Raw genomic sequence first — 24,940 nt, 5'->3', positions numbered from 1 at the left:
ATGCTGCTTTGGCTGGCGCAATACTTTCAACAAGACCTGGGGACGCTGCGCGTTTTCAACTTCATCACTTTCCGTGCGGTGTTTGCTACGCTCACGGCGCTGGTGATCGGCCTGATCGCCGGTCCCGCCATGATCCGCATGCTGACCCGTCTGAAGGTCGGCCAGGCCGTGCGTACCAACGGTCCGCAAACCCACCTGATCAAGACTGGCACACCGACAATGGGCGGCGCGCTGATTCTTCTGTCGATTGGCATTTCGACTATTCTCTGGTGCGATTTCAGCAACCGCTTTGTATGGGTAGTGCTGGTCGTGACGCTCGGCTATGGCGCGATTGGCTGGGTCGACGACTATCGCAAGGTGGTCTACAAGAACCCGGAAGGCATGTCATCGCGCGAGAAGTATTTCTGGCAATCGCTGATCGGCGTAGCCGCAGCGATTTATCTCGCCTTTTCGGTATCCGCTCCGACCAACACCAAGGTGCTGCAGCTGTTCATGGAGTGGGTGCAGTCCGGCTTCAGCCTCGACTTGCCGCCCAAGGCCGACCTGATCGTCCCGTTCTTCAAGACCATCAGCTATCCGCTGGGTGTCTGGGGCTTCATCGCGCTGACATATTTCGTCATCGTCGGTACCAGTAATGCGGTCAACCTGACAGATGGCCTTGATGGTCTCGCCATCATGCCGACTGTGATGGTCGGCTCCGCACTTGGTCTGATCGCCTACCTTACCGGCAGCGCGATGTATTCGAAGTACCTGTTTATTCCGTATATCCCTGGTTCGGCCGAGTTGCTGATCTTCTGCGGCGCGATGGCCGGTGCAGGTTTGGCCTTCCTGTGGTTTAACGCCCACCCGGCGCAGGTCTTCATGGGCGACGTCGGTGCACTGGCTCTCGGCGGTGCGCTTGGCACCATTGCCGTCATCGTGCGCCAGGAAATCGTTCTCTTCATCATGGGCGGTATCTTCGTGGTGGAGACGCTGTCGGTGATGCTGCAGGTTGGTTATTTCAAATACTCGAAGAAGCGTTACGGCGTTGGTCGCCGCATCCTGCTGATGGCGCCATTGCACCATCACTTCGAACAAAAGGGCTGGAAAGAAACCAAGGTTGTGGTGCGGTTCTGGATCATCACCATGATGCTTGTGCTGTTTGGTCTGTCAACACTGAAGCTACGCTAATGGACTATCAGGGAAAACACGCTCTCGTACTTGGGCTGGGCGAATCAGGCCTGGCGATGGCATTGTGGCTGGCGCGCTGCGGCGCGACGCTGCGTGTCGCCGATACGCGTGCGGAACCGGATCGTCTGCCGGCGCTGCGCGAAGCAGTGGCTCCCGCGGAGTTCGTCAGCGGCGCATTCAATGCAGCATTGCTGGATGGCGTCGATTTCGCCGTGGTCAGTCCCGGCCTTGCGCCGAATCGCGAACTGGCAGAGATCATTCCGGCCGCGCAAGAAAAGAATATTCCGCTGTGGGGCGAGATCGAGTTGTTCGCTCAAGCGCTTGCCGCGTTGCGCGCAACGCAAGAGTACACACCGAAGGTCATCGCCATCACCGGCACCAACGGCAAGACGACAGTGACCAGCCTGACCGGCATGTTGTGCCGTCGTGCCGGTCTGACAACGCAGGTTGCCGGCAATATCAGCCCGGCGGCACTGGACGTGCTGCGTGAAGCGCTCGACAAGAGTGAACTGCCGCAGGCATGGGTGCTCGAACTGTCGAGCTTCCAGTTGCATACCACTTACAGCTTGCAAGCCGATGTGGCGACCGTGCTCAACGTTACGCAGGACCACCTCGACTGGCATGGCGACATGGATGCCTATGCGGCGGACAAGGCACGCATCTTCGGCACCAATACGATTCGCCTGCTCAACCGCGACGATCCGCGCGTGATGCAGATGACTGCGCCGATGGCCACGGTGATCACTTTCGGCACCGATGAGCCTGATCATCCGGATTGCTTTGGCCTGGTCGACGAGAACGGCATGCAATGGCTGTCGACCGCGATCGCATCCGAAGAAGGCGAAAAGCGCCGCCGCAAGAAGGACAGCGCCGAAGTGCCGATCATCCTCAATCGGCTGATGCCGGCCGACGCGCTCAAGATTCGTGGCCAGCACAATGCCGCCAACGCACTGGCTGCGCTGGCCCTCTGCCGTGCCATCGGCCTGTCGATGGCGCCACTGCTGCATGGGCTGCGCGAGTACCGCGGCGAACCGCACCGCGTTGAACTGGTGGCCAACGTCGGTGGCGTCGACTATTACGACGACAGCAAGGGCACAAACGTCGGCGCAACGGTCGCCGCGTTGAAGGGTCTTGGCGTAGGACAAGGTAATAACCGCCTGGTATTGATCGCTGGCGGCGACGGCAAGGGCCAGGATTTTTCACCGCTGGCCGATCCGATTGCCAAATATGTGCGCGGCGTGGTCCTGATCGGCAAGGATGCGCCGGCAATCCGTGAAGCGATTGCCGCGACGTCGGTTGAACTGATCGATTGCACCACGCTGGAACAAGCGGTGCAGGCTGCGGCCGGCATCGCACATATTGGCGACGCCGTACTGCTGTCACCGGCTTGCGCCAGCCTCGACATGTTCCGCAACTATGCGCATCGGGCTGAAGTGTTCATTGATGCGGTCCGCGAAATCGGCTTGTCACGCGGCGAGGTGATTGCATGAAATTCGCGCTCCCTTCCTTTTCCTCGTCGTCGCCGAAGGCACCGATTCCCGGTGTCGTCCAGCGCTCGAAGATGATGGAATACGATCAGCCGCTGGTGTGGGTCGTTGTATTGCTGATGCTGTTCGGAATGGTCATGGTGTATTCGGCGTCGATAGCCTTGCCTGATTCGCCCAAATACGCCAACTACAAGAACTCACATTTCCTGATCCGCCAGGCGGCTTTTGTAGGCGTAGCACTGATTGCCGGTTTCCTGGTTTTCCGCGTGCGCATTGAAACCTGGCAGCGGCTTGCGCCTTATCTCTTCGTCGCAACACTGGTGCTGCTGGTGCTGGTACTGGTGCCCGGCGTTGGCAAGGGTGTCAACGGCGCGCGCCGCTGGCTGTCATTCAAGGTCTTCAACCTGCAGCCATCGGAACTGATGAAGCTGTTCGTCGTGCTGTATGCCGCCGACTATACGGTCCGCAAGCAGGAATACATGCACAAGCTGACCAAGGGCTTCCTGCCGATGACGGTCGCAATCGGCTTTGTCGGCCTGTTGCTATTGCTGGAGCCCGACCTTGGTGCGTTCGGTGTGATCGTCTGTATCGCGATGGGGATTCTGTTCCTGGGCGGTATCAATGGCATCTGGTTCGGTGGTATCGGCGCAACGCTGGTTGGCATCTTCAGTCTGGTGATCATCCTGTCCCCATGGCGGCGCGAGCGTATCTTCGCGTACCTCAATCCCTGGGACGAGGAAAACGCACTGGGCAAGGCTTACCAGTTGTCGCATTCGCTGATCGCTTTCGGACGCGGTGAGCTATTTGGAGTCGGTCTCGGCGGCAGTGTGGAAAAACTGCACTACCTGCCGGAAGCGCATACGGATTTTTTACTGGCCGTGATCGGTGAAGAACTTGGTTTCGTTGGCGTGCTGGTCGTTGTTGCGATGTTTTACTGGATCGTCAAACGGGCATTTGAAATTGGCCGCCAGGCGATTGCCATCGATCTGACTTTTGCAGGTCTGGCCGCAAAAGGTATCGGCATCTGGATCGGTGTACAGGCATTCATCAACATGGGTGTGAACCTCGGCCTTCTGCCGACCAAGGGATTGACCTTGCCGCTGATGAGCTACGGCGGTTCGGGCGTGCTGATCAACTGCGTCGGTCTCGCGATCCTGCTGCGCATCGATTACGAAAACCGCGTGCTGATGCGGGGAGGGCGCATATGAGCCGCGTTACCAGGACAAAACGCCTGATGATCATGGCGGCTGGCACCGGCGGCCACATCTTTCCCGGTCTGGCCATCGCCGAGACCATGAAGGCGCGCGGCTGGGAAGTGTCGTGGATGGGCACCATGCACGGCATGGAGCGCGATCTTGTCCCGAAGCATGGCATCCCGATGGACTCCATCGACTTTGCAGGCTTGCGCGGCAAGGGACTCAAGCATACCGTCCGCGGCGTGTTCAAGATGGTGGGCGGCTTTGCTTCCTGCTTCAACATCATCGGTCGCCGCAAACCCAGCGTGGTGCTCGGCATGGGTGGCTATGTGACCGTACCCGGCGGGATGATGGCCAGGCTGCGCGGCGTGCCGCTGGCGCTGGTCAATGCCGATGCGGCCCTTTTGCTGTCCAACAAAACGCTGGCCCCGGTCGCGCAACGCGTGTTGTTTGGCTTTCCCGCCGACTTCGGCAACGCGGCCGGCAAGGCACTGGTTACCGGTAATCCGGTACGCAGGGAAATCAGCGAAGTCGCCGTGCCGGCGGAGCGCTATGCCAGGCGCAGTGGTCCGCTCAGGTTGCTGGTCGTTGGCGGCAGTCTCGGCGCCAAGGCCTTGAATGACTGCCTGCCGGCTGCACTGGCGCGTATCCCGGAAGAGAATCGCCCGGTCGTAACCCACCAGTCCGGCAGGCAGCACATCGACGTGCTGCGCCAGGCCTATGTCAACGCGCAGGTGCAGGCGGAAGTGGTCGACTTCATCGACGATATGCCGCGCCGTTACGCGGAAGCCGACCTGGTGATTTGCCGCGCCGGGGCAATCACGGTATCCGAACTGACGGCTGCAGGTGTCGCCAGTGTGCTGGTTCCGCTGGTTGCGTCCACCACATCGCACCAGCGCGACAACGCGCAATGGATGGAAAAACAGCAGGCAGCGATTCACCTGCCGCAGAAAGAATTGACGCCGGAGAGACTGACGCTGTTGCTGCAGTCGATCACCCGCGAAAAGTGCCGCACGATGGCGGAAGCCGCCTATCGCATCGGCAAGCGCGAGGCCAATGAATCCATCGCGAACGTTCTGGAAGAATTAGCAGATAAAGCATGAAACACAAAGTCAAAAACATTCACTTCGTCGGCATCGGCGGTTCCGGCATGAGCGGAATCGCAGAGGTGTTGCTCAACCTGGGTTACACCGTATCCGGTTCCGACCTGGGCAGCAACGCGGCAACCCAGCGACTGACCGAACTCGGCGCACGCGTCACCCAGGGCCATGCCGCGGAAAACGTGCAGAACGCCGACGCCATCGTCACCTCCACCGCGGTCAAGGGTGACAATCCTGAAGTCATCGCCGCACGTGCCAAACATATCCCCATCGTGCCGCGTGCGATCATGCTGGCCGAATTGATGCGTCTCAAACAGGGTATCGCGATTGCCGGCACTCACGGCAAGACCACGACCACCAGCCTGGTGGCCAGCGTACTGGCCGAAGGCGGACTGGACCCCACTTTTGTCATCGGTGGCCGCCTCAATAGCGCCGGTGCCAATGCCAAGCTGGGCGCAGGTGATTTCATTGTGGCCGAGGCGGACGAATCCGATGCTTCCTTCCTCAATCTTTCGCCGTGCATTGAAGTGATTACCAACATCGATGCCGACCACATGGAAACCTACGATCACAGCTTTGCCAAGCTGAAGCAGGCTTTCGTGGAGTTCACCCAGCGCCTGCCGTTCTATGGCGTCGCGATGCTTTGCATCGACGATGCGAACGTGCGGGAAATCATGCCGTTCATCTCCAAGCCGGTGCTGACCTATGGCTTCCACGCGGATGCCCAGGTACGTGCAATCAATGCCAGGGCCGTCGACAGCCATATGGAATTCACCGTACTGCAGGATGGCTATCCGCCGCTGGAAATCCATCTGAACCAGCCCGGCATGCATAACGTGCAGAACGCCTGCGCCGCGATTGCGATTGCCCGCGAAGTCGGTGTGGCCGACAGCGCCACCCAAAAGGGCTTGCGTGAATTCAATGGCGTCGGACGCCGCTTCACCCGCTATGGCGAGGTCAAGTTGCCGGATGGCGGGTCGTTCACGCTGGTCGACGATTACGGTCATCATCCGGTGGAAACCGCCGCGACACTTGCAGCGGCACGCGGTGCCTATCCGGGCCGCCGCCTGGTACTGGCATTCCAGCCGCACCGCTACACACGTACACGGGATCTGTTCGAAGACTTCGTCAAAGTCCTGTCGAGCGCCGATGCGCTGGTTCTCGCGGAAGTCTATGCAGCCGGTGAGCAACCCATCGTGGCCGCCGACGGCCGTTCGCTGTCGCACGCATTGCGCGTGCTTGGCAAGGTTGAGCCAGTTTTCGTGGAAGACATCGCCGAGATGCCAGCCACCATCTTGAACATGGCCAAGGATGGCGATGTAGTGATCACCATGGGCGCCGGTTCGATCAGCGGCGTTCCCGGCAAGCTCACACAACAGCACTGACAGTGAGCTGACACGAGATAACAGGATTAATGATGAGTGCAACAGACCTGAAAAAAGAATTTGGAAAAGTCGGCGTGCTGTTCGGCGGACGTTCCGCCGAGCGCGAAGTGTCACTGATGTCCGGCAGCGGTGTCCTCACGGCATTGCAGAGCAAGGGGGTCGATGCCTATGGCTTCGATCCGGCAGAGCGTGGCATGGCTGAACTGGCCGCGGAAAAATTTGACCGCGTGTTCATCGCGCTGCATGGCCGCTATGGCGAAGACGGCACTCTGCAAGGCGTCCTCGAACAACTCGGCGTGCCGTACACCGGTTCCGGGGTGATGGCCTCGTCGATTGGCATGGACAAGGTCATGACCAAGCGTATCTGGCTCAGCCACGGCTTGCCGACACCGCGTTTTACCGTGCTCGATTCGAAGGAAGCGACAGCGGAAGAACTCGCCAAAGTACCGGCGGAATATGGCCTTCCACTGATGTTGAAGGCACCGCATGAAGGTTCGACCATTGGTATCAGCAAGGTCAGCAGCCAGGCGGAAATGAAATCCGGTTTTGATCTGTGCGCGAAGTACGACGACGTTGTCCTTGCTGAAGAATTCATCACCGGTCGCGAATTGACCGTGCCCGTGCTCGGTACAGGCCGTAATGCCCGTGCGCTGCCGATCGTCGAGATCGTCGCGCCGCAGGGTAATTACGATTACGAACATAAGTATTTCAGCGACGACACGCAGTACCTGTGCCCGGCGCCGCTCGACGAAGCATTGACCAAACGCATCCAGGCCATCGCCGTGCGCGCATTCAATGCCGTCGGCAGCTCCGGCTGGGCACGCGTTGACTTCATGCTGCGCGCCACCGACAACGAGCCCTTCCTGCTGGAGATCAATACCTCTCCGGGCATGACCGGCCATTCGCTGGTGCCGATGGCAGCCAAGGCGGCGGGTGTCAGCTATGAAGACCTGTGCGTTGAGATCCTGCGTTCGGCCGATCTGGATCTCAAGCCGACACAGGACTGGAAACCGGTTTAAGCAATTTACGCAGAGAAGAACAAGCATGTGGCATGACGTCAGAACGCTCAACGCAACCACCAACGCCTTGCTTGGCGCATTGGTGCTGAGCCTGCTCGCGTCCGGCCTCTGGTGGGTAGCCAACCGCCCGATGTTCACGCTAACAAGTATTCAGGTGGAAGCTGTCGGCGAAACGGCGTTGAAGCACGTTAATGCACCTACTATCCGCACCACCGCCGTGCCGCGCCTGAAGGGCAACTTCTTCACCGCCAACCTCGACGAGGTCAGGCAGGCATTTGAAGCTGTGCCCTGGGTACGCAAGGCCAGTGTGCGACGCGAATGGCCCGACAAGCTGATTGTGCAGGTCGAAGAGCATGAACCGCTTGCGACCTGGGGTGACGATGGCAGGCTGGTGTCGGTCAAGGGCGATATCTTTACCGCCAACCTCGACGAAGCGGAAGAAGATGGGGAATTGCCGAAGTTTCACGGACCGGAAGGCAGCGAAAAGGAAATTCTCGTGCGCTATCGTGAATTGCAGGACTGGTTCAAGCCGATCCAGGTGACGCCGGAAGCGTTGCAGCTGTCAAGTCGCTACGCATGGACTGTGAAACTAAGCAATGGCATGACGGTCGAGCTGGGACGTGAGCAGAGCAAGACGACCTTGAAGGACCGCGTCGACCGGCTGATAGGCATTTACCCGCAACTGGCTTCCCGGCTGCAGGACAAGATTGAAAGTGTGGATATGCGTTACCCGAACGGACTGGCACTGAAGGCGCCGGGAGTGAAGTTTGGAACGGATAGCAAAAAAGCGAAGCGATAAATATGACAAAAGACGCAAAAAATCTGATCGTCGGCCTCGACATCGGCACCTCGAAAGTGGTGGCGGTGGTTGCCGAAGTAATGCCTAACGGGAGGCATGAGGTCATCGGGCTCGGGCAGCACGAGTCAAAGGGCTTGAAGAAAGGCGTGGTGGTCAACATCGAAGCCACCGTGGAATCGATCCAGCGCGCCCTCGAAGAAGCCGAGCTGATGGCCGACTGCAAGATCAAGAACGTCTATACCGGCATCGCTGGCAGTCACATCCGCAGCTTCAACTCCAGTGGCATGGTCGCCATCAAGGACAAGGAAGTCACAGCAACCGACGTTGCGCGCGTGATCGAAACCGCCAAGGCGGTCAACATCCCGACTGACCAGCAATTGCTGCATACGGTGCCGCAGGAATTCATCGTCGACAGCCAGGACGACGTGCGCGAGCCGATCGGCATGAGCGGCATCCGCCTGGAAGTAAAGGTGCATATCGTCACCGGCGCGGTGTCGGCGGTACAGAATATCGTCAAGTGCGTGCGCCGCTGCGGCCTCGAAGTATCCGATCTGATCCTGCAGCCGATGGCATCGGCCGATGCAGTGCTGACACCGGACGAGAAGGAACTCGGCGTGGTGCTGATCGACATCGGTGGCGGCACCACCGACGTCGCGATCTTTACCGAAGGCGCGATCCGTCACACGGCGGTGATTCCGATCGCCGGCGACCAGATCACCAACGACATCGCGATGGCGCTACGTACGCCGACCGCCGAAGCCGAAGAAATCAAACTGCGTTACGGCGTCGCCAAGCAGGTGCTGGCCGATCCGGGCGAATCGCTCGAAGTGCCGGGTCTTGGCGACCGTGGGCCACGCAGCCTGTCGCGCCAGGCGCTGGCCGCCGTGATCGAGCCGCGCGTCGAAGAATTGTTTGCACTCGTGCACCAGGTCGTGCGCGAGTCGGGTTACGAAGAAGTGCTGTCGTCAGGACTGGTCCTGACCGGCGGCTCTTCAATGATGCCGGGTATGGTCGAGCTGGCGGAAGACATTTTCCTGAAGCCCGCACGATTGGGTGTACCCGAGTACAGCGGTCAGTTGGCGGATGTGGTGCGAAGCCCCCGCTATTCGACGGTACTCGGCCTGTTGCTGGAAGCAAAAAAGCAGTACTTGCGCGGACACATCGTCACTCGCCAGGATGGATCGGTGAAGGCCGTATGGCAGCGCATGAAAGAGTGGTTCCTGGGTAATTTTTAGAAATCAAAAACGTCATTTGTGAAACAACGCAGTTTGCAGTTGCTAGTCGCCACACCGCGTGGTGACTAACGACTGAAAACTGCATCATCATCTAAGGGAGTCATCATGGAAATCGATATGATCGATAACGCAAACCTCGGCACGGTGATCAAGGTCGTCGGCGTCGGCGGAGCGGGCGGCAATGCAGTGCAACACATGATCAACAAAGGCGTATCCGGCGTTGAATTCATCGCGGCAAATACCGACGCGCAGGCACTGGCAGCCTCGAAAGCCAACAACATCATCCAGATCGGCGAGACTGGACTCGGCGCCGGCATGAAACCGGAAGTCGGCCGCATGCTGGCCGAAGAATCGCGTGCTCGTATCGAAGATGCCCTGCGTGGTGCGCACATGGTCTTCATCGCTGCCGGCATGGGCGGCGGCACCGGCACCGGCGCTGCACCGATCGTTGCTGAAGTTGCGAAAGAGCTCGGTGCGCTGACCGTTGCGGTCGTGTCCAAGCCTTTTTCGTATGAAGGCGCGAAGTGCATGGAAATCGCCGACGAAGGCCTGGAAGCCCTGTCGCGTCACGTTGACTCGCTGATCGTCATCCTTAACGAAAAACTGGAAGAGATCTACGAAGACGACAGCATGATCGAATGGCTGCAACATGCCGACGACGTGCTGAACAATGCGGTTGCCGGTATTGCCGAGATCATCAATGTGCCGGGCCACATCAACGTCGACTTCAACGACGTCAAGACCATCATGGGCGAGCAGGGCAAGGCGATGATGGGTACTGCGACCGCGTCTGGCGTGGATCGTGCGCGTATCGCTGCGGAGCAGGCAGTCGCTTCGCCGCTGCTCGACGGCATCGACCTGTCCGGCGCGCGCGGCGTGCTGGTCAACGTCACTGCCAGCCGCAATCTCAAGGGTAAGGAAATCAAGGAAGTCATGGCCACCGTGCGCGCGTTTGCCGCACCGGACGCTTCGATTGCGCAGGGTATCGCCTACGACGACACCATGGGCGACGACATCCGCGTGACCGTGGTTGCCACCGGCCTCGGCCGTGCGCGCAAGAACGTGCAGCTGGTGCAGACACCGATGCTGCGCACCGGTACGCACAATGAGCCGATCATGCAGAACACCGGCATGATGGGTCACGGTTCGGGACAGCCGTCCGGTTCGTTCGAAGGCTTGAGCAAGCCGGCGGTATGGCGTCGCGAGTCGGCATCGGATACCGTGCGTGCGCTGGAAAAGAACGGCATGGAAACCTACGACATCCCGGCCTTCCTGCGCAAGCAGGCTGACTGATCCTGATTGCACCGGTCCGCTCGCGGTTCGGTGCAAGAAAGGCAATAACAAGGCATACTGCGGTTTGAACGCCGCGCCCCTCGTGCAAACGGGCGGCGCGGCGTTTTCTTTGGCGCCACGCGCCGCGGCAAACCTGCCAAACTACATCAGATATCACATCAGATACGAGGACACACCATGACTATCAAGATCGGCGACCGCCTGCCGGAAGGTTCTTTGTCGGAATTCATCGAAGTCGAATCGGAAGGCTGTTCGCTCGGCCCCAACACGTTCAATGTCAGCGACCTTGTCAAGGGTAAGAAGATTGCGATTTTCGGCTTGCCGGGAGCGTATACACCGACTTGCTCGGCCAAGCATGTGCCGGGTTATATCCAGCACGCTGCCGAGCTGAAAGCCAAGGGCGTGGATGAAATCTGGTGCATTTCGGTGAATGATGCTTTCGTGATGGGTGCCTGGGGGCGCGATCAGAAAGCGACCGGGACTGTGCGGATGATGGCGGATGGCAATGCGGCGTTTTCGAAGGCGTTGGGACTGGATGCGGATTTCAGCAAGTTTGGGATGGGGACGCGGTCGCAGCGGTATTCGATGCTGGTGGAGGATGGGGTTGTGAAGCAGTTGAATGTGGAGGAACCGGGGAAGTTTGAGGTTTCGAATGCGGAGACGCTGGTGGGGCAACTGGGGTGATGGTTGGTTTTGTTGTTTTTTCTTCGGTGATGCTGGTCGGTTAGTTCTCCGTGGATGCTAGCCGGGACTGGCCCCGGCGGGCCACTTCCTTTCTTTGCTTCGCCAAAGAAAGGAAGCAAAGAAAGGCGACCCCGGTTCGCCGCCCTTCGGGTTCCCAAAAGAGCGCGGGCCAAAACGGGAAGCGAAACAAACTCGCCTGCGGCTCAGACAGGTTTCGCTTCTTTATCCGTTTTGGCCCGCGCTCTTTTGGCGTCTGCACAGGGGCATTTTTAAACCCATCCCCACCCTAACCCTCCCCTTGAAAGGGAGGGAACTTCGGCTCGCTCGCTGCGCATCGCATTGCCGGTTTGCGTTGCGCTCACTTTGGTGCCTGTTGCTGACACTGCTTTCTGCAGCCGGTGATACAGCCGGCTCACTCTCCATTATCAAGAACGTTCCCTCCCCTTCAAGGGGAGGGCTAGGGCGGGGATGGGTTGAAAATCCCCTGTGCAGACGCCAAAAGAGCAGTGCCGTAAGCGGATAAAGAAGCGCAGTTGTCTGAGCCGCAGGCGAGTTCTGCGCTTCCCGCTTGCGGCACTGCTCTTTTGGGAACCCGAAGGGCGGCTGAACCGGGGTCGCCTTTCTTGGCTTACCTTCTTTGGCGAAGCAAAGAAGGTAAGTGGCCCGCCGGGGCCAGTCCCGGCTAGCATCCACGGAGAGTCAACAGACCAGAATCACCGAAGAAAAAAACCAACACCCCAACACCCCAACACCCCAACACCCCTCTTCAAGGCGCCACCACCACCTTCACATGCGCCTCCTTCAACACCTTCGCCAACGCCTCAGGCGGCCTCGCATCCGTAAACAACATATCAATCTGCGACAAATTCGCCATCTTCACCAAGGCCTGCCGTCCAAACTTATCCCGATCCGCCACCAGCCAGACCTCCCGCGACTGCTCGATAATCGCCTGCGCCACCTTCACCTCACGCGGATCGAAGTCACGTAAAGTCCCATCCGCCTCGATACTCGAAATCCCGATAATCCCGATATCCACCTTGAACTGCCGGATGAAATCGATCGTTGCCTCGCCCACGATCCCTCGGTCGCGCCCACGCACCACGCCGCCGGCAATGATCACTTCACACTGCGGGTTGTCGGCCAGTATTGCCGCGACATTCAGATTGTTGGTCACCACGTGCAAGCCATGATGATGTGAAAGCGCGCGGGCTACTTCCTCGGTGGTGGTTCCGATATTGATCAGCAAGGAACATCCCGGCGGCACCTGCTTGGCAACCGCCCCTGCGATGCGCCGCTTGGCATCGATATTCATCACCTGTCGCTGGCTGTAGTCGATGTTCTCCACCGACGAAGGCAGTCCCACGCCGCCGTGATACCGAGCCAGCAGTTTCGCTTCTTCCATTTGTTTCACATCGCGCCGCACCGTTTGCGGTGTCACATCCAGTTCTTGCGCGAGCTCCTCGACCGACATCGTCACTCGCTGCCGAACTACTTCCAGCAAGCGTCTTTGACGTGGATTAAGAGTCATTCGTTATCTCCGGTAAACAATTGCGAAACCTCTAAACTCATTTTAAACGAACACAAACGAAAAAATAAAATCAAAATTTGTGTTGATTTGAGTTCGTACATTGTCGTATCTTACGCACAGTTATCTTACCGAGAATACACTTCGAAGGCGATTACCGCATGGAAAATAGCCGGCACATACTGGATTGCGACTTGCTTATCGTGGGCGGCGGCATCAATGGTGCCGGTATCGCCCGTGATGCGGCAGGTCGTGGATTGTCCGTAGTCTTGTGCGAAAAAGATGATCTCGCCGCGCATACCTCCTCGGCGTCGACCAAGCTGATCCATGGCGGATTGCGCTATCTTGAATATTACGAATTCAACCTGGTGCGCAAGGCGTTGATCGAACGCGAAGTGTTGTTGCGCTCCGCCCCGCACATCATGTGGCCGCTGCGCTTTGTCATGCCGCACGATAAAGGGCAGCGGCCGGGCTGGATGATTCGCACCGGCCTGTTTCTTTACGATAGCCTGGCCAAGCGGGAAATCCTGCCAGGTTCCCAAGGCATCGATCTGCGCAGGCATGTTGTCGGCGAGCCGCTCAAACCGGAATTTACGCGCGGTTTCGTCTATTCGGATGGCTGGGTCGAGGACGCGCGCCTGGTTGTACTGAATGCGGTCGATGCTGCTGAAAAAGGCGCGAAGATATTTACCCGCACCCGATGCGAATCCGCACAACGCCAAGGCGACCGCTGGATAGCGCAACTGCGGACTGCCGACGGGTCCACGATCAACGCCAGGGCGAAATGCCTGGTCAACGCAGCAGGTCCCTGGACCGCTCACTTCCTGCAGACTGCGGCACAGCGACCGTCAGCCAAGTCGCTGCGATTGATCAAAGGCAGCCATATTGTCGTCAAGCGCCTGTTCGACCATCCGTATGCGTACATCTTTCAGCATCCGGACAGCCGTATCGTCTTCGCCATTCCCTATGAGCAGGATTTCACGCTGGTAGGAACGACGGATATTGATTACCAGGGCGACATGAACAAGGTCGAAATCGACCAGCAGGAAATTTCTTACCTATGCGAACTGGCCAATCGCTACTTCAAAAAAGGCATCACGCCGCAGGACGTGGTGTGGACCTATTCCGGTGTGCGACCACTGGTGGAAGACGAAGCCGCGAGCGCATCGGCTGTGACGCGTGATTACCGATTCGAACTGGATGAGGATGGGGCACCGCTGCTATCCGTGTTTGGCGGCAAGATCACTACCTTCCGCAAGCTGGCTGAAGAAGCGGTCGACATGATCGCGCCTAAACTTTCTGTACAAAAAGGTGCATGGACCGCTGATGCTTGCATGCCGGGTGGCGACTTGTTCGGCAGCAAGCCGAACAATCGTGCAGTGCTCGAATTCGACCGCTTCGTGCAGGAATTGCAGATGAAATATGCATGGCTGCCGGCGCCGCTGGTCGCGCGTTACGCCCGCGCTTATGGCACACGCACCCATGTCCTGCTGTCGGGGCGTACACGTATAGGTGACATGGGCGAAGAAATCGGACCCGGTCTGTATGTCGCGGAAGTGAATTATCTGATGGAGCATGAATGGGCGGCTACCGCCGCCGACATCCTCTGGCGTCGTTCAAAGCTCGGCCTGCATGTACCCGCAGGCACGGAAGCAAAGCTCGACGCCTGGATGCATACCGGTCGGGCAGTCGCATAGATGCAGGAATAGCCCGTCAAGCTGCGCCATAAGTATAACAACGGCGATAACAACGGCGCATAGGGATTTTTAGGAGGAAGACAGCGTGCTTCTAGCATTGGAAAACGTCAGCAAGAAATATGGCGCGGAAGATCACATCTATCCGTTGTCGTTCTCGCTGGTACCGGGGACCATCAATGTCCTGCTCGGAACAACCCGGGCAGGCAAGACAACCCTTATGCGGCTGATGGCCGGGCTCGACCGCCCGAGCACCGGCCATGTAATCGCCGACGGCAAGGATGTCACCGGCATATCCGTCCGCCATCGCGATCTGGCTATGGTGTACCAGCAATTCATTAACTATCCATCGTTCACGGTATTCGAGAATATCGCGTCGCCGCTGCGCATCAAGCGTGTACCCGAAGCCGAAATCAGGAAGCGTGTGCATGACATGGCGGAACGCCTGCACATCACACCTTACCTGCAGCGGTCGCCGGCTGAACTCTCTGGCGGCCAGCAGCAGCGCACCGCGCTCGCACGCGCACTGATCAAGGATGCCGGATTGCTGTTACTCGACGAGCCGCTGGTCAACCTGGACTACAAGCTGCGCGAAGAACTGCGCCGCGAACTCACCGAATTGTTTTCTGAAGGCCGTACCACGGTCGTTTATGCGACTACCGAACCGCTGGAAGCATTGCAACTCGGCGGTCACGTCGCTGTGCTGCATGAGGGCAGGCTGTTGCAGAGCGGGCCAACGGTTGATGTATTCAATACACCGATTTCGATCCAGGCCGCACGGACATTCAGCGATCCACCAATCAATCTGATGTCGGCCAGCATCAACGGCGATGGAACCGCGCATCTCGATGGCGACCTCGCCATTCGTCTTAATCCGGAGCAATTGCAAAAGGCGTCCGGCCACAAACAGGTGATGCTTGGCCTGCGTGCACACAGTCTTCGGCTTGCCGCACGCTATCCCGACGACGTCGCGATCGATGCGCAGGTAGACCTGTCCGAGATCAGCGGATCGGAGACCTACATACACGTACATCGGGGACCGATAGCACTGGTTGCGCAACTGCCCGGCGTGCACGATCTTGAAATCGGATCGCGCTGCAGCATGTACTGCCGCCCCGGGGACCTGTTCCTCTTCGCAGCAGATGGTGCGCTGTTATTCGCACCAACCCACATTCCGGCAGGAGCACAAGCATGGCCCGCATAGAACTCAAGGAACTGGCGCATGCCTACAGGCCGAATCCTTCGCAGCCGAGCGATTACGCGCTGCGCCCAATGGATATGCAATGGGACGATGGTGGCGCCTACGCGTTGCTGGGTCCTTCCGGTTGCGGCAAGACCACACTGCTCAATATCATTTCCGGGCTGGTGCGCCCGTCGCACGGACGGGTCCTGTTCGATGGCAAGGATGTCACTGAACTGCCCCCCGAGGCGCGCAATATTGCCCAGGTGTTTCAATTCCCGGTGATTTACGACACCATGACGGTGTTCGATAACCTCGCTTTTCCCTTACGTAACCGGGGCTGGAAAACCGCGGACATCAACAAGCGCGTGCATCAGATCGGCGAAATGCTGGAGCTGACTCCTGACCTCAAGCATCGCGCCAGCGGCCTGTCCGTTGATGCGAAGCAAAAGATTTCACTCGGTCGCGGTCTGGTGCGCCCTGATGTGGCCGCGGTACTGTTCGACGAACCACTGACGGTGATCGATCCGCACCTGAAGTGGCTGTTGCGCCGCAAGCTCAAGGAAATCCACCATGAACTCAAGTTATCGCTGATTTACGTCACGCATGACCAGGTGGAAGCGCTCACGTTCGCCGACAAGGTGGTGGTCATGACGCAGGGCGAGGTGGTGCAGGCGGGAAGTGCCCAGGAACTGTTTGAAGAACCGGCCCATACCTTCGTCGGCTATTTCATCGGCAATCCCGGCATGAATCTGTTGCCATGCTCCGTTCGTGATGGCCTTGCGCATATTGATGGCAGTGCCATTCCGCTTGCGCCCGCCGCGGCGTCGGTGCTGCGCGGCGCCGACGGCAAGATCACCCTCGGCATTCGTCCGGAGTTTGTCGAGCCGATGTTCGATGCACAGCCGGGAACCGCTGCCGCGACTGTCACAGCGGTACGCAATCTCGGCACACACTGCCTTGGCGAGTTCCAGGTCGGTGCCCATACCGTGTTTGCCAAACTGCGCCACCTGAGCGCAGCAGCTGGCGACAAGGTGTGGTTGCACCTGCCGATAGCCCGCACTCTTTACTACGTCAACGACAAGCGGGTGGCATGACATGAAAACCTATAACAACCGCGCATGGTTCCTGATTTTGCCCGTGATCCTCTGTGTCGCGTTTTCCGCGATCCTGCCATTGATGACCATCGTCAATTACTCGGTACAGGACATTCTGGGGCCTACGCAAAAAGTATTCGTGGGCACCGAATGGTTCAGGCTGGTGATGCGCGACGGGGAACTGCATGGCGCACTGTATCGCCAGATGCTGTTTTCGCTGTCGGTGCTGGCGATACAAATTCCGCTTGGCATCCTGATCGCGCTGGCGATGCCCGCACAAGGATGGAAAGCATCGATGTCCCTGGTGCTGATCGCCTTGCCGCTGCTGATTCCCTGGAACGTCGTCGGCACCATCTGGCAGATCTTTGGTCGCGGCGACATCGGCTTGCTGGGCTATGGTATCAACAGCCTTGGGGTGGACTACAACTACACTGGCGATTCCATCGATGCCTGGGTCACCGTTCTAGTCATGGATATCTGGCACTGGACGCCGCTGGTGGTCCTGTTGTGCTACGCAGGTTTGCGTGCCATTCCGGATGCGTATTACCAGGCGGCACGCATTGATGGCGCTTCGCGGTGGGCGGTGTTCCGATTCATACAATTGCCCAAACTGCGCAATGTATTGATGATCGCCGTGCTGCTGCGCTTCATGGATAGCTTCATGATTTATACCGAGCCATTCGTGCTGACTGGCGGCGGTCCTGGCAACGCGACGACTTTCCTGTCGCAATACCTGACGCAGAAGGCCGTTGGCCAGTTTGATCTTGGACCGGCAGCGGCGTTTTCACTGATCTATTTCCTGATCATCCTGCTGTTCTGCTTCGTGCTCTACAACTGGATGCAGCGCGTGGGAACGGGAGACCAAAAATGATGAGCAAACGCCTGACGGCACCCATACTCGTAATTTACCTGCTGCTGTCGCTGCTGCCGATCTACTGGATGCTCAACATGTCGTTGAAAACCAATGAAGAAATCATTGGTGCATTGACGATGTGGCCGAACAATCTCACCTTCGACAACTTCAAGACAATTTTTACCGACCCGTCATGGTATGACGGGTACATCAATTCGATCATTTATGTCGCGATCAATATGGTGTTGTCGGTACTGGTGGCCTTGCCGGCGGCGTATGCGTTTTCACGCTACTCCTTCCTTGGCGACAAGCATCTATTTTTCTGGTTGCTGACCAACCGGATGACGCCGCCTGCGGTGTTTCTCCTGCCGTTCTTCCAGTTGTATTCAACGGTAGGGTTGATGGACACGCATCTGGCAGTCGCGTTGGCGCACATGGTATTCAATGTGCCGCTCGCGGTATGGATCCTTGAGGGCTTCATGTCCGGCATCCCCAAAGAGATCGACGAAACCGCTTACATCGATGGATACAGCTTCCCGAAATTTTTCGTGAAAATTTTCCTGCCGATGATCAAGTCGGGTGTCGGTGTGACGGCATTCTTCTGCTTCATGTTCAGCTGGGTCGAACTACTGCTGGCACGTACGCTGACCTCAGTGAGCGCCAAGCCGATTTCGGCCACCATGACGCGCACCGTGTCGGCGGCCGGAATGGACTGGGGCGTGCTTGCCGCAGCAGGCGTATTGACAATCGTGCCTGGCGCGCTGGTGATCTGGTTCGTCCGGCATTACATCGCCAAGGGCTTTGCCATGGGAAGGGTGTGAAATGGAAAACACGTTTGCATGGATGGCGTGGACACCGCCGGTTGCCATCTTCTTTACTGCCATCGTATTGATGCTGTTCGGCATGACTCTCTGGCAGGTGCGTTTGCCGACCGTGGAGCGCAAGGGTTTTCTGCCGATCAGTACGACGCGCGGCGACCGCTTGTTCATTGGCTTGCTCGCCGCCGCCTATGTCAATCTGGCTTGGGCCGGTTTTACCGAGCTCGATCAGTGGATTGGCGCGGTCATCGGATTCGTGGTGTTGTTGATTGTGATGCGCTGGGGGTGACCCACGCCGCGGCACAGGATGGGTACCTTTCCCGCCATCCTGTGCTTCTGTCCAGGGGAAGGCATAAAAAGGTGGAGATATGAGACTGAAACTGACAGCATTAGCGGCTGCGGCAATGCTTGCCTCAGGCGCATCCTGGGCGGACATGAAGGCTGCCGAAAAATGGGTCGACCAGGAATTCCAGCCATCCACATTGAGCAAGCAGCAACAGCTCGACGAGATGAAATGGTTTATCGCCGCGGCCGAGAAGTTGAAAGCCAAAGGCGTCAAGGAAATCAGCGTGGTATCGGAGACCATCGATACCCATGTCTATGAATCCAAAACACTGGCCAAAGCCTTTGCCGAAATCACCGGCATTGCCGTCAACCATGACCTGATCCAGGAAGGTGACGTGGTCGAAAAGCTGCAGACATCCATGCAGTCCGGCAAGAGCATTTACGACGGCTGGATTTCCGACTCCGACCTGATCGGCACCCACTATCGCTATGGCGCGATCGAGCCACTGTCCGATTACATGGCAGGCAAGGGCAAGGACTTCACCAACCCGAATCTCGACATCAAGGATTTCATCGGTACCAGTTTCACCACCGCACCGGATGGCAAGCTGTACCAGCTGCCCGACCAGCAATTTGCCAACCTGTACTGGTTCCGTGCCGACCTGTTCGAGCGCAAGGACCTGAAGGACAAGTTCAAGGCAAAGTATGGCTATGATCTCGGCGTGCCGGTCAACTGGTCTGCTTACGAAGACATCGCCAACTTCTTCACCAATGATGTGAAGGAAATCGACGGCAAGAAGATTTACGGCCACATGGACTACGGCAAGAAAGACCCGTCGCTCGGCTGGCGCTTTACCGATGCGTGGTTATCGATGGCCGGTACCGCCGACAAGGGAATTCCGAATGGCCTGCCGGTCGACGAGTGGGGCATCCGCGTTGCAGACGACAAGTGCACGCCGGTTGGCGCATCTGTGTCGCGTGGTGGCGCAACCAACTCGCCGGCGGCCGTCTATGCACTGACCAAGTACGTCGACTGGATGAAGAAGTACGCGCCGCCGCAAGCCAACGGCATGACCTTCTCCGAGGCTGGTCCGGTACCGGGCCAAGGCGAAATCGCCCAGCAGATTTTCTGGTACACCGCGTTTACCGCACCCATGACCAAGGCTGCCGCCGTGATCAACCAGGATGGCACACCGAAGTGGCGCATGGCGCCCGGTCCGCATGGCCCGTACTGGAAAGAAGGCATGCAGAATGGTTATCAGGACGTCGGTTCCTGGACCTTCTTCAAGTCGACGCCGGATGACCGCAAGGCCGCAGCATGGCTGTATGCACAGTTCGTGAATGCGAAGACGACCTCGCTGAAGAAATCGATTGTCGGTGTGACCTTTGTGCGCGACTCCGACATTCGTCATGAATACTTCACCAAGAACGCAGCGAAGTACGGCGGCCTGATCGAGTTTTATCGCAGTCCGGCTCGCGTGGCATGGACACCGACCGGCACCAACGTTCCGGATTATCCGAAGCTCGCACAGCTCTGGTGGAAAAACGTCGCCACTGCCGTCACCGGCGAAAAGACACCGCAGGCAGCGATGGATAACCTGGCCGAGGAAATGGACCAGGTGATGGCGCGTCTGCAGCGTGCCGGCATGAAGGCTTGCGCACCAAAGCTTAATGCCAAGGGTGATCCGAACAAGTATCTGTCCGATACCGGCGCACCGTGGAAGAAGCTGGCGAACGAAAAGCCAAAGGGTGAGACGATTGCCTATGACAAGCTGCTTCAGGCATGGAAAGAAGGACGTGTGAAGTAATATCATGCACTTCAGGAAAGGCGCGGCGCTTGCCGCGCTTTTTTTAACCCGGGCCGTTTGGGTCCGGGTGTTGCATTTGTATCCGGCATTCGTACCCGGTTTAGTGATGGAGGCCTCACGGTGACCCAATACATACTCGCCCTTGACCAGGGCACAACCAGTTCGCGCGCCATTCTGTTTGATCACGGCGGCCGTTTGCATGGCATCGCCCAACAGGAATTCAGGCAGATCTTTCCTCAGTCGGGCTGGGTTGAACATGATGCCAATGAAATCTGGAGCAGCCAGCTGACGGTGGCGCAGCAAGTACTGAAGGACACTGGCGTTGCTGCCGAGGATATTGCCGCCATTGGCATCACCAATCAGCGCGAGACGGTGGTACTGTGGGATCGCGCTACCGGCGAGCCCGTCGCCAATGCAATCGTCTGGCAGGATCACCGCACCGCCGGACTGTGCGACGCCTTGCGCGAACAAGGCAAGGAACCCATCTTCCAGCAAAAGACCGGGCTAGTGCTCGACGCTTATTTTTCGGGCACCAAACTCAAATGGCTGCTCGACAATGTGCCCGGTGCGCGACAACGTGCGGAACATGGTGAGCTTGCGTTCGGCACCGTCGATTCATGGCTGATCTTCAAGCTCTGCGGCAAGCATGTCGTAGATACCAGCAATGCCTCGCGCACCTTGCTGTTCAATATCCATCGTATGCAGTGGGATGAAGAACTGCTTGCCCTGCTCGATATACCGACGAGTCTGCTGCCCCAGGTCGTGCCGGGCAGCGGCATCGTCGGGCATTGTGCAGCTGAGCTGCTGGGCCGGGAAATTCCGATTGCGGGCATTGCGGGCGACCAGCAAGCCGCCACTTTTGGCCAGGCTTGCCATCAGCCCGGCATGGCGAAGAACACTTATGGCACCGGTTGCTTCATGCTAATGAATACCGGCAAGCAGGCAATCACCTCGCACAATAACTTGCTGACAACGGTAGGCTGGACGCTCGGTCAGCAAACCGATTACATGCTGGAAGGCAGTGTCTTCAACGCTGGTGCAGCAGTGCAGTGGCTGCGCGATGGTCTTGGCATCATCAAGACTTCGGCAGAGGTCGAAGCATTGGCGCAAAGCGTGCCGGACACGGGGGGCGTGTTTTTTGTGCCAGCATTTGCCGGTCTGGGTGCACCGTACTGGGATGCCTATGCGCGCGGTACCATCGTCGGCATCAGTCGCGGCACCACCAGCGCGCATATCGCGCGCGCAACACTGGCTGGTATCGCTTACCAGAGCGCAGATGTACTGGAAGCGATGCAGCGTGATGCGGCGATCCAGTTGACCGAATTGCGTGTTGACGGCGGTGCGGCCCGCAACGACCTGCTGATGCAGTTCCAGGCGGATATTCTTGGGGTTCCGGTGGTGCGTCCAATGGTGACCGAGACGACCGCGTTGGGCGCGGCTTATCTGGCAGGGCTGGCAGTTGGATACTGGCAGTCTCAGGAAGAAATCGCCGCGCAATGGCAAGTTGAAAAGCGTTTTGAACCACAGATGTCGCAGGATGAGCGTGGGCAAAGAATGCATCAGTGGCGACGTGCGGTGCAGCGCTCTCAGCAGTGGCTGGAGTGAGACTGACTGCTTGCCCATTGGAAGGTAAACGCTGACGTTGGATAATGACCAAGATGGAAATAGCGTGGTGTAACCCCAACAAAGGTTACATCTCTAAACAATTGACCCGTGGGTTAGTTGCTATACTTCCACAATGCTCAAACAACGTACCGTCAAACAGCTTGTAAAAACCATTGGCGTCGGACTCCATTCCGGCACCAAGGTCGAACTTACGTTGCGCCCGGCAGCGCCGGATACCGGCATTGTCTTCCGCCGCGTCGACCTCGATCCTCCTGTTGACCTTCCGGCAAGCGCAACTGGAGTAGGTGATACCCGCATGGCCTCGGTCCTCGACCGCGACGGCGCGCGCGTATCGACGGTGGAGCACCTGATGTCCGCCTGCGCGGGACTTGGCATCGACAATCTTTACGTCGACGTCACCGCCGAAGAAATTCCTATTATGGACGGCTCAGCCGCATCCTTCGTTTTCCTGCTGCAGCAGGCCGGTTTGCAGGAACAGAATGTCCCCAAGAAATTCATCCGGGTTAAAAAACCAGTCGAAGTTCGCGAGGGCCAGGGCGCCCAGGAAAAGTGGGCACGTCTCGAACCGTATGACGGATTTCGCCTCAAGTTTTTCATCGAATTCAATCATCCCGCGGTTGATGCCACCGGACAGACTGCCGAAGTCGATTTTGCTATCGAATCGTATGTAAAAGAGATCGCGCGTGCGCGTACCTTCGGCTTCATGCAGGATGTTGAAACCCTGCGCGGCATGGGACTGGCGCGCGGCGGTTCGCTGGAAAACGCGATCGTGATGGACGAGTACCGAATCCTGAATGCCGATGGCCTGCGCTATGACAATGAGTTTGTGCGTCACAAGATTCTCGACGCGATTGGCGATTTGTACCTGGTCGGTCATCCATTGCTGGCCAGCTATGTCGCGCACAAGTCCGGCCACACGCTGAATAACCTGCTATTGCGCGAACTGCTGGCACATCCTGAAGCGTACGATATCGTCACGTTTGACTCGGATGCCGCTGCACCCCGCGCCTACGCACGCCAGACTGGGCAGGAGTGGGCTTTCAACTAGCATCGGTTTCCAATTGGGAGCCGGCGAAGCAATTTGCGGTACCACTACATCAATGTGGAATTCACTTCGACGCAAGGCCGAGGATCCCAATCAGCGACCGCCCCGATGTCGGTTGATCATCGCACTTAACGCTGCTTTAAGCGCCTCGTTACGCGGTGAATCGTCGAGCGATTCCGTCAGTGAAGCAAGCGCTGAAACTGCCTGTACAGGCAGGCTGATTTGCTTTACAGGTTTTGCCTTTTCGACAATCTTTCTAACTTGCACTTTAAGGCGTATTGCGTTAACCTGCCAACCCCGTTGCAATAGTGTTTCTTGAAGTTTAGGCAACTGTTGCTTCAGTTTGGCGGCGAGTGCAGCGTTCGGTGTCGAAAAAACAAGCTGTCCGGATTCGAACTGGATCACTGAACAGGCGTCAAATATCGCGGGCAGAATCGCCATGCAGTCCTGCTGCAGGGCGGCCATCCGAGTAATCGCCGGCAACAGCGCAGCCATTTTGTCGTTGGCACGCAGATAGTCGGTAATGCCCTGAGCAGACTTTTTCGCAGGGCTGCGTCCAGGCCGCGTACCTGAACCATAAGAGAGAAATGAGGACGAGCGGATCATGCTCAAACCTTATCACACCTCATCCACGATGGACGAATCGCAGGAGACGTAATGCAAATTATCCTGTTGCACCCCCGCTTCAATGCCAGGTCAGTCACGCTTACACACTGGCATCTGCTTCTGGCAGCACTCGGATTCATACTGGCCGTCATCATGGCCGCTTGCCTTCTCTATTATCTGACTTTTCGTCACGCGACCGAACTGAATATTCCAATGGTCAAGGAAGCTTTGGCCTCCGCTACTCAGGAAGATGCAAACAAGAAGGACAGGTATGTGAAGGAAAACCTGACCGCAATGGCGATGAAGCTGGGTGAAATGCAGGCGCAATTGATGCGCCTGGATGCCTTGGGCGAACGTGTTCAGGGATTGGCAGGCGTCAAGCCGCAGGAGTTCAATTTCAAGGAGTTACCGGGACGCGGTGGCGCAGAGCCTTCCAGCATCAAGGACCAGCCAATCAGTATGCATGATTTTCAGCAATTGCTGGATGCCACCGCAAAAGATGTGGAACATCGCGCGGACTACATGAATGTGGTGGAAACCACGCTCATGAGTCAAAAAATCAAATCCAAACTGTTGCCGACCATCCAGCCGGTGAACGTAAGTTATAACGCATCGGGATTTGGCTGGCGCCTCGACCCTTTTACCGGACGCAGTACTTTTCATGAGGGCATCGATTTTGCTGCCATGCCCGGTACGGCCATCGTTGCAGCTGCAGGCGGTGTGGTGATTGCCGCTGAATACCACCATCAGTTCGGCAACATGCTCGAGATCGATCATGGCAACAATATTGTTACCCGCTATGCGCATGCTTCCCGCTTGCTTGCCAAAGTGGGAGATATTGTCAAGCGCGGACAACATGTCGCCGATATTGGCTCGACAGGACGTTCGACCGGTGCCCATCTGCATTTTGAAGTGCTGGTCAAAGGCGTGCAGCAGGATCCGCATAAATTCCTGGCAGCGGGTGCCGATCAGGACAGGCTTGCCAACCTGGCTGCCAAATAACTTATTGCAATATTTGCAGTGTTCCAGAACGCC

General features: G+C 57.8%; 22 protein-coding genes. 20 read left to right on the top strand and 2 right to left on the bottom strand.

All coding sequences use genetic code 11. From position 1 onward, the window contains the following. From mraY to ACFQUU_RS14045, 10 genes are all read left to right on the top strand, one after another. On the top strand, nt 1-1,170 hold the full coding sequence (mraY, locus tag ACFQUU_RS14090) for a phospho-N-acetylmuramoyl-pentapeptide-transferase (RefSeq protein ID WP_382248124.1): 1,170 nt from the start codon (nt 1-3) through the stop codon (nt 1,168-1,170). Next, nucleotides 1,170-2,660, top strand: a complete 1,491-nt coding sequence (gene murD, locus ACFQUU_RS14085) for a UDP-N-acetylmuramoyl-L-alanine--D-glutamate ligase (RefSeq protein WP_382248122.1) — start codon at nt 1,170-1,172, stop codon at nt 2,658-2,660. The genes mraY and murD overlap by 1 nt, the downstream gene beginning before the upstream one ends. Beyond that, nucleotides 2,657-3,865, top strand: a complete 1,209-nt coding sequence (gene ftsW, locus ACFQUU_RS14080) for a putative lipid II flippase FtsW (protein WP_382248120.1) — start codon at nt 2,657-2,659, stop codon at nt 3,863-3,865. Before murD ends, ftsW begins: the two co-directional genes overlap by 4 nt. Continuing rightward, nucleotides 3,862-4,956 carry an undecaprenyldiphospho-muramoylpentapeptide beta-N-acetylglucosaminyltransferase gene (gene murG, locus ACFQUU_RS14075; protein WP_382248118.1) on the top strand — a complete coding sequence of 365 codons (1,095 nt, stop codon included), beginning with the start codon at nt 3,862-3,864 and terminating at the stop codon, nt 4,954-4,956. The genes ftsW and murG overlap by 4 nt, the downstream gene beginning before the upstream one ends. Further along, nucleotides 4,953-6,338 (top strand): UDP-N-acetylmuramate--L-alanine ligase, encoded by a 1,386-nt coding sequence (gene murC / locus ACFQUU_RS14070; RefSeq protein WP_382248116.1) that lies wholly within the window; start codon nt 4,953-4,955, stop codon nt 6,336-6,338. Before murG ends, murC begins: the two co-directional genes overlap by 4 nt. Before the next feature lie 32 nt (nt 6,339-6,370). Further along, the gene (locus tag ACFQUU_RS14065) at nt 6,371-7,357 is read left to right on the top strand and encodes a D-alanine--D-alanine ligase (protein ID WP_382248523.1); all 987 of its coding nucleotides are present in this window, start codon (nt 6,371-6,373) and stop codon (nt 7,355-7,357) included. A 25-nt stretch (nt 7,358-7,382) separates the two neighbouring features. Further along, complete coding sequence (locus ACFQUU_RS14060) at nt 7,383-8,156, top strand: cell division protein FtsQ/DivIB (protein WP_382248114.1); 774 nt, start codon at nt 7,383-7,385, stop codon at nt 8,154-8,156. A 2-nt stretch (nt 8,157-8,158) separates the two neighbouring features. After that, nucleotides 8,159-9,391, top strand: a complete 1,233-nt coding sequence (ftsA, locus tag ACFQUU_RS14055) for a cell division protein FtsA (protein WP_382248112.1) — start codon at nt 8,159-8,161, stop codon at nt 9,389-9,391. 105 nt (nt 9,392-9,496) lie between these two features. Continuing rightward, complete coding sequence (ftsZ, locus tag ACFQUU_RS14050) at nt 9,497-10,684, top strand: cell division protein FtsZ (RefSeq protein WP_382248110.1); 1,188 nt, start codon at nt 9,497-9,499, stop codon at nt 10,682-10,684. 177 nt (nt 10,685-10,861) lie between these two features. Further along, complete coding sequence (locus ACFQUU_RS14045) at nt 10,862-11,368, top strand: peroxiredoxin (RefSeq protein WP_382248108.1); 507 nt, start codon at nt 10,862-10,864, stop codon at nt 11,366-11,368. Between the two features lie 766 nt (nt 11,369-12,134). Here ACFQUU_RS14045 and ACFQUU_RS14040 read toward each other — a convergent pair. Further along, complete coding sequence (locus ACFQUU_RS14040; RefSeq protein ID WP_382248106.1) at nt 12,135-12,896, bottom strand: DeoR/GlpR family DNA-binding transcription regulator; 762 nt, start codon at nt 12,894-12,896, stop codon at nt 12,135-12,137. A gap of 158 nt (nt 12,897-13,054) precedes the next feature. Between ACFQUU_RS14040 and glpD the strand changes: the two genes are divergently transcribed. The 9 genes from glpD (at nt 13,055) to lpxC (ending at nt 23,302) form a co-directional block, all read left to right on the top strand. Next, nucleotides 13,055-14,590 (top strand): glycerol-3-phosphate dehydrogenase, encoded by a 1,536-nt coding sequence (glpD, locus tag ACFQUU_RS14035; protein WP_382248104.1) that lies wholly within the window; start codon nt 13,055-13,057, stop codon nt 14,588-14,590. Nucleotides 14,591-14,675: 85 nt separating this feature from the next. Continuing rightward, complete coding sequence (locus ACFQUU_RS14030) at nt 14,676-15,791, top strand: ABC transporter ATP-binding protein (RefSeq protein WP_382248102.1); 1,116 nt, start codon at nt 14,676-14,678, stop codon at nt 15,789-15,791. Further along, a complete protein-coding gene (locus ACFQUU_RS14025; RefSeq protein ID WP_382248100.1) occupies nt 15,779-16,864 on the top strand; it encodes an ABC transporter ATP-binding protein in 1,086 nt (361 codons plus the stop codon). Before ACFQUU_RS14030 ends, ACFQUU_RS14025 begins: the two co-directional genes overlap by 13 nt. Before the next feature lies 1 nt (nt 16,865). Next, nucleotides 16,866-17,735: a carbohydrate ABC transporter permease gene (locus ACFQUU_RS14020; RefSeq protein WP_382248098.1), complete on the top strand. Its 870-nt coding sequence runs from the start codon at nt 16,866-16,868 to the stop codon at nt 17,733-17,735. Further along, nucleotides 17,732-18,538: a carbohydrate ABC transporter permease gene (locus ACFQUU_RS14015; protein ID WP_382248096.1), complete on the top strand. Its 807-nt coding sequence runs from the start codon at nt 17,732-17,734 to the stop codon at nt 18,536-18,538. The genes ACFQUU_RS14020 and ACFQUU_RS14015 overlap by 4 nt, the downstream gene beginning before the upstream one ends. 1 nt (nt 18,539) lies before the next feature. Then, a complete protein-coding gene (locus ACFQUU_RS14010; protein WP_382248094.1) occupies nt 18,540-18,824 on the top strand; it encodes a DUF2160 domain-containing protein in 285 nt (94 codons plus the stop codon). A gap of 79 nt (nt 18,825-18,903) precedes the next feature. Then, the gene (locus tag ACFQUU_RS14005; protein WP_382248092.1) at nt 18,904-20,628 is read left to right on the top strand and encodes an ABC transporter substrate-binding protein; all 1,725 of its coding nucleotides are present in this window, start codon (nt 18,904-18,906) and stop codon (nt 20,626-20,628) included. Between the two features lie 120 nt (nt 20,629-20,748). Beyond that, nucleotides 20,749-22,233, top strand: a complete 1,485-nt coding sequence (glpK, locus tag ACFQUU_RS14000) for a glycerol kinase GlpK (RefSeq protein ID WP_382248090.1) — start codon at nt 20,749-20,751, stop codon at nt 22,231-22,233. Between the two features lie 133 nt (nt 22,234-22,366). Beyond that, nucleotides 22,367-23,302: a UDP-3-O-acyl-N-acetylglucosamine deacetylase gene (gene lpxC / locus ACFQUU_RS13995; protein ID WP_382248088.1), complete on the top strand. Its 936-nt coding sequence runs from the start codon at nt 22,367-22,369 to the stop codon at nt 23,300-23,302. Nucleotides 23,303-23,392: 90 nt separating this feature from the next. Here lpxC and ACFQUU_RS13990 read toward each other — a convergent pair whose 3' ends face one another. Beyond that, complete coding sequence (locus tag ACFQUU_RS13990; RefSeq protein WP_382248521.1) at nt 23,393-23,905, bottom strand: DciA family protein; 513 nt, start codon at nt 23,903-23,905, stop codon at nt 23,393-23,395. A 51-nt stretch (nt 23,906-23,956) separates the two neighbouring features. Between ACFQUU_RS13990 and ACFQUU_RS13985 the strand changes: the two genes are divergently transcribed. Beyond that, a complete protein-coding gene (locus ACFQUU_RS13985; RefSeq protein ID WP_382248086.1) occupies nt 23,957-24,907 on the top strand; it encodes a M23 family metallopeptidase in 951 nt (316 codons plus the stop codon). Nucleotides 24,908-24,940 lie beyond the last annotated feature (33 nt).

The organism is Herbaspirillum sp. GCM10030257, from assembly GCF_042666555.1.
Lineage (GTDB): Bacteria > Pseudomonadota > Gammaproteobacteria > Burkholderiales > Burkholderiaceae_D > Noviherbaspirillum.
This window is presented reverse-complemented; position numbering and strand designations above follow the sequence as displayed.